General features: G+C 45.0%; 5 protein-coding genes. All 5 read right to left on the reverse strand.

The window, feature by feature from the left end:
• Window positions 1-231: 231 nt before the first annotated feature.
• Genes AAEO50_RS20815 through yycF form a run of 5 tightly spaced genes read right to left on the reverse strand, consistent with a single transcriptional unit; the run spans window position 232 to window position 5,734 of the window.
• Window positions 232-1,026, reverse strand: coding sequence for an MBL fold metallo-hydrolase (locus tag AAEO50_RS20815; protein WP_341986294.1), 795 nt, complete (start codon window positions 1,024-1,026; stop codon window positions 232-234).
• Window positions 1,027-1,031: 5 nt separating this feature from the next.
• On the reverse strand, window positions 1,032-1,850 hold the full coding sequence (locus tag AAEO50_RS20820) for a two-component system regulatory protein YycI (RefSeq protein WP_341986295.1): 819 nt from the start codon (window positions 1,848-1,850) through the stop codon (window positions 1,032-1,034).
• Window positions 1,851-3,191: a YycH family regulatory protein gene (locus AAEO50_RS20825; protein ID WP_341986296.1), complete on the reverse strand. Its 1,341-nt coding sequence runs from the start codon at window positions 3,189-3,191 to the stop codon at window positions 1,851-1,853.
• Window positions 3,188-5,017, reverse strand: a complete 1,830-nt coding sequence (gene walK / locus AAEO50_RS20830) for a cell wall metabolism sensor histidine kinase WalK (protein ID WP_341986297.1) — start codon at window positions 5,015-5,017, stop codon at window positions 3,188-3,190. The genes AAEO50_RS20825 and walK overlap by 4 nt, the downstream gene beginning before the upstream one ends.
• Window positions 5,018-5,023: 6 nt before the next feature.
• A complete protein-coding gene (yycF, locus tag AAEO50_RS20835) occupies window positions 5,024-5,734 on the reverse strand; it encodes a response regulator YycF (RefSeq protein WP_341986298.1) in 711 nt (236 codons plus the stop codon).
• Between the last annotated feature and the right edge of the window lie 287 nt (window positions 5,735-6,021).

The raw sequence follows: 6,021 nt of genomic DNA on the forward strand, positions 1-6,021 counted from the left end.
AACGAGCCGCCTCCGCTTTTCTGACCCACAGGAGCGCAGCGACGAGGAGGCTCACCGGCCGCCCGCGGAAAGCGAAGTCTTGCACGGAAATCAACTGCGGTGTTTAACACCCTATTTTTTAAAAAGAACCTCTCGTCTTCATGGAGACTCCAAAATAAAAAGGCAAAAGCCATTAGCAGCCTTCACCTTTTTATGTTCCTCTAAAATTAACCATTTAAACACATAAATGGGTCATATGGCTACTAATGGAGTTGGGACTTTGGGGTCTGTATCAAACAAATCGATTTGTTCGCCGACGCCTACTCCTTTTGATTCAAGTGTCTGTGTCACACTCATGCGTGCCAGGTCTTTCATGTTGTTATCAAGACTCAGGTGAGCAAGATAGATGCCTTTTGTCCTGTCACCGATGACTTCACTCATCGCAACGGCCGCGTCTTCATTTGAAACGTGTCCGACATCACTCAGGATACGCCGCTTGATATTCCACGGGTACCGGCACATGCGGAGCATGCCCACATCGTGATTGCTCTCGAACACGTAGGCATCGGCATTTGAAATGATGCCTTTCATCCGGTCGCTGACATAGCCTGTATCGGTCACGAGGACCAGCTTCCTTTCACCTTGATGAAATACATAAAACATCGGTTCTGCTGCATCATGGGAAACACCGAACGACTCGATGCTCATCCCGCCAAAATGCTTGGCCGTTTCCATATCGAATGTGAACTTCTGTTCCGTATCGATTTTCCCCACTAGACCTTCCATGGCATTCCATGTCTTCTCATTCGCATAGACCGGGAGCTTGTACTTTCTTGCAAGAACGCCAAGCCCTTTGATATGGTCACTGTGCTCATGAGTGACTAGAATGCCCGAGAGATCTTCAATTTTACGATCAATCTGACTGAACAGCCCTTCCATCGCCTTGCCGCTAAGGCCCGCATCCACCAGGAAGGAGTGCTCTTCTGTTTCAACAAATATCGCATTCCCTGTACTGCCGCTCGCGAGTACACTAAAATGCATGGTCATACCTCTCACTCCAGTAGTTCTTTCTCTTTTTTTGAAAACTCGATGACTTCTCCTTCAAATGCAGTAAAGTAAAGATCCTGTTTTTTTTCATTTTTTTCCACGACATAGTGCCACGTTGGTGTCAGTACCTGTGAATCCGAGATCGGAACCTCGGTGGAATATCCTTGCTCGAAACTTGTCACTTTACTATCCGGTTCAATTTTACCGCTGTCAGCAAGAATCTGAAGGGACTCAAGCGGATTGATGACCCTGCTAACTTTACCAAACGCTTGAATATCTTCCATCATCGTTTGCTTGTAAGAAACAATCTCATTCTCGTTGTTTAGCTCTAACACAATTTCTGCACTGGCATTGTGGAATAATGGTTTTCCGTTGTATGTCTGGTTATAACTGACTGTCAGATTTTCTTTGTTATACTCCCTGAAAGTATATTGATCACCGTCAATCGTATACTCTTCCAGGAATGCTCTCAGTTTTTCCTTCAACTCATCCTCTGATAGCTTATCACCCAAAGCGTATGGCTCATCAAGAGTCGAGTATAGAGTATTATCATTCAGGACGCTGACCTCTTGGTTCTTAAGACTCTCTTTTACCCCATCTGTGAACTTCTTGGATGTAGCGCTGATATCCGTTTCATTCATGCCTTCCTTAGGGGCTGTCAGGTCATCGGGATACGTGATGTTGACGGACTCCAGCGACTGCTGGGTACTCGTATCAGCCAACACCTCGGGTTCCGAGATTTTTTTTATGAAAATGGTTAATAGAAAGATATTCAGAATCAGAAAAACCACGATGAAGATCGTCTTCGTTTTGCTCCAATCCATTTATATCGCCCCCATTTCTTCAAGAGGCAGGCGCAGCCAATTGCCGCTATATTTATAATACCACGAAGGTGTTAAGTCGTATAAAAGCATATCGGGGAAGTTCATATCCCTCGTCAATTTGTATCCGATCGCTATATCCTCGACAAATTCCAGGTTGATCATCTTGTTTTCCTCCAGCGTCTGCTGAACGGTAAATCCGGATGGGAGTTGAACTTTAACAGGTTCCGATAACATGGAATAGTCATCCCCTATTTGAAAGAATGGACGCTGATACTTGTGAATCGTGTCCATTCCCCAAGCCTGGGAAATTTCTGTCGTCCCTGCAATATCACTGAATACTGGGAAGTTTAATAGAAACATCCGGTATTCAATCTTACTTTCTTCAGGACTGACCGAAAATAGTTTGAACTGATCCGTCCAGCCTCCGTGTTCATTTACAAACTCAACACTGTTGTGGACCAATAGTTCCTCCGTGATACCCGGATCCGGATCGACTCCCGGATTGACGAAAGAAAGAGAGTTCACATTCGTGTTCACTTTCATCAAACTGGAGGAATCCCGGTAGATTTCTTCTGAATCGGTCGAATTGCGGCTGACATTGTTCGGATCATTAAATAACGCCTTCATGAAATCTTCTGCCTCTAACTGCTCAGTCGAATACTTATATCCGTAATACTCTTCTTCCTTGATGGGAAGAAGGATGGTTTTACGGGCATTCACTTTGAACGTATAGTATTTCCGGAAGTTATCATTGTACAGCGCTCTTTGTACGAACGCATCTTTAAGGGAGTCCATCTTCTCACCATCGACCTTGGTCTCGACCACGTATTCCCGGTCGTCATCCCCGTATAAGACGAAATAGACAATCCCCTTGTCTCCCTTTTTGGTATTGATATCAAAAAGGATGCGGTTAAAAGAAGTCTTCGGCAGGTTCTGATCATCAAATTTAATGACTTGATTGTAGACGGTCAGAGGAAGGCTGTCCGGAAATACCAAGTCTATGATTCCCGGTCGATGGACCAGGTTATCAAGTTCACTTTGAGAGAATTGGTTGCTGACGTCCTTTGCATCGGTCAACCGCCAGCTGCTCATCTGCTCCAATACTTTGTCGATTTCACTTTCATTCGGGGTGCCCGAAATTTGATCATCATGATAATAGAAGACTTTATAAGGCTGGAGCAACTCCAGCACTTTTCTTTCGTCTCCGACGGATACATCAAATGCCTCGGTACTTTCAATCACATCGTATTCAGGTTGATAGGTCCATAGATTCCACGTCAAAAAAATACTCATGGCCACAAGCAGCGTTAATACAATGGATTTTATTTTTTCGTAATTCATGACCAATCATCCTCTTGTGCGGAATCGTATGGAAGTGTAAACGTGATCGTTGTTCCTTTGCCATCTACACTTGTTGCCCACACACCACCACCGTGTGCTGATATCATTTCCTTCGCGATCGCAAGCCCCAGCCCAGTACCGCCCATCTGTCTGGAACGGGCCTTATCCACGCGGTAGAATCGTTCAAAGATCTTCTCCAGGTTCTCTTTCGGAATGCCGAGTCCCTGATCCGATACACTGATTTCAATGAACCCATTGTTTTCTTTCACATGGAACGTAATCGTCCCGCCTTCAGGAGAATACTTCAACGCATTGGAAATGATATTATCCAATACCTGAGTAATCTTATCCTGATCAATCTCTACAAACATCGCCTCATCGGGTAAGTAGCGTTCAAACGTGACATTCAGATTCTTCGTCATTTCAAAACGGTCAATGATTCGATGGAAGAATAGGATGAAGTCTACCCAATCTTTATTAAAGCGGTAGTCCTTGCTATCCATCTTAGATAATTGAAGGAGATCGTTAACGAGGCGGATCATCCGTTCCGTCTCGGTCTGCGTGACATTTAAAAATTGCGGCGCAATTTCTTCATCTTGCCATGCCCCTTCGGCTAATGCCTCTAAATAGCTTCGCATCGTTGTCAAAGGGGTACGTAATTCATGGGACACATTCGCAACAAATTCCCGTCTCTCCAAGTCGATCTTTTCCTGCTCTGTAATATCATGGAGCACCGTGATCAACCCGTTAACAAAGCCGGTTTCTTTTTGAATGATCGAGAAATTGGCCCTTAAAATATATGGTTTATCCTTCGTGCTGTAATCCAAAATGAGCGAGTCTTGCTCATTCGAAAGGTCTTCAAACGTATACTCTTCATCCAGGCCAAGTAGTGCTACGATCGGCTGGGACAGCACTGTTTCACGTGAAACATTCAGCATTTCGACAGCAGGATCGTTAATCAGGATCACTCTGCCTTTTCGATCCGTAGCGATAACCCCATCCGTCATATAGGAAAGAACGGAAGAAAGTTTTCTTCTTTCTCCTTCTGTTGTTGCCTGGGCTTCCTGCAGGCGTTTTGTCAGGTTGTTGAAGGTCATGGCCAGCTGACCGATTTCATCATAGCCGTAGACCTTTACTTTCCGTGAGAAATTACCTTTTGCCATCGCAAGTGCCTGTTTTCTCATATCCGAAATCGGGCGTGTGATGGTCTGAGCCAGCAGGACTCCCAATATGGCTGTAATGGCGAGCGCAATCAGCGTCCCATTCGTAAAGATCTTATTGATTTCATTCATCTGGTCATATACATTTTCAATCTTAGCGACCAGATAGATGGCACCGATTACTTCTTCAGACGTCATAATAGGCGAAGTCAGGACCCAGACCCGGTCTCCGGTTTTCTCATCAATAAAAATGTTATCATAAGTGCCTCCGCCGGCGAGTACCCGTTTGACCGAAATCTCATTCGTCGGGCGCCCAACCAGCGCCTGGTTGTTTTCGTCAGAGGTGCCTACGATCCTGCTCCGATCATCCACTACGCGAATTTCATAAATATCGGATGTTGGCTCATCACTGTCTTCTAATAGATTCTTAATTTCACTTTCTTTCGTGGGATCATCCTCGGCACGATCCTTGACCATCTCTTCACGGACCGAATACTCGAGTAGATCAACCCTGCTCTTTATGCTGGTTTGAAAGTTATCAACCAGCTTATGCTCCAATTCCCTGACGAAATAAACCCCGATGATCTGCATCGCCAAGAGAATCAGGAGCACATAAATCATGACAAATTTAAGATGGATCGAACGCGTTAAACCAACTTTCTTCATTCAACCTTACTCCTGTTCAGGATTTCGCAAGTAATAACCGACTCCTCTACGTGTTACGATCCAAGTAGGGTGGCTGGGATTATCCTCAATCTTCTCACGCAAACGTCTCACGGTTACGTCCACCGTACGCACATCCCCGTAATAATCATATCCCCACACCGTTTGAAGAAGGTGCTCACGGGTCATGACCTGTCCAATATGCTTCGCCAGATAATGAAGAAGCTCAAACTCACGGTGAGTCAGTTCAATCGTTTCCCCGCGCTTCGACACCACATAAGCATCAGGATGGATGGTAAGAGAACCAACCGCAATCTCGTTATTTTCATCCTCTGCGTTCGCCTGCGCAGCACCGGCCTGATGACGCCTCAGGTTCGCTTTCACCCTCGCGATCAATTCACGTGTACTGAACGGTTTTGTCACATAGTCATCAGCACCAAGCTCGAGGCCTAACACCTTATCAATTTCCGAGTCTTTGGCCGTCAACATGATGATCGGCATCTCATACTTCTTGCGGATCTCCCGGCATACTTCCATTCCGTCACGATTCGGAAGCATAATATCAAGTAGAACCAAATCCGGCTTCACTTCCTCGGCCATCTTCACAGCTTCATCGCCATCGTAAGCACAATGCACTTCATAGCCTTCCTTCTTTAAATTAAACTGTAAAATATCTGCAATCGGCTTTTCATCGTCAACAACTAGAATCTTTTTATCCATATCAATTGATCTCCTTTGACAATTAAATTCGGTCTTGAAGTTTTGCTTAGTATAGGATTCTTCCTTTAAATTTATCACTTTCTGCACTTTAATTCATCTTTTACTCTATCATACCTTGATTTCATGTCTTTTTTACCAAAATTCTTTCATATTAAAGGCAGGTTGATTACATATTCGGTTTTCTACACCGCTGTTGATTTCCGTGCAAGACTTCGCTTTCCGCGGGCGGCCGGTGAGCCTCCTCGTCGCTGCGCTCCTGTGGGTCAGAAAAGCGGAGGCGGCTCGTT

This window comes from Rossellomorea oryzaecorticis (assembly GCF_038405515.1).
GTDB lineage: Bacteria > Bacillota > Bacilli > Bacillales > Bacillaceae_B > Rossellomorea > Rossellomorea oryzaecorticis_A.

What these genes read in the sequence shown, in the direction of transcription:
- AAEO50_RS20825 (WP_341986296.1), bottom strand. Translation starts at nt 3,191, where the DNA reads ATGAATTACGAAAAAATAAAATCCATTGTATTAACGCTGCTTGTGGCC.
- walK (WP_341986297.1), bottom strand. Translation starts at nt 5,017, where the DNA reads ATGAAGAAAGTTGGTTTAACGCGTTCGATCCATCTTAAATTTGTCATG.
- yycF (WP_341986298.1), bottom strand. Translation starts at nt 5,734, where the DNA reads ATGGATAAAAAGATTCTAGTTGTTGACGATGAAAAGCCGATTGCAGAT.
- AAEO50_RS20815 (WP_341986294.1), bottom strand. Translation starts at nt 1,026, where the DNA reads ATGACCATGCATTTTAGTGTACTCGCGAGCGGCAGTACAGGGAATGCG.
- AAEO50_RS20820 (WP_341986295.1), bottom strand. Translation starts at nt 1,850, where the DNA reads ATGGATTGGAGCAAAACGAAGACGATCTTCATCGTGGTTTTTCTGATT.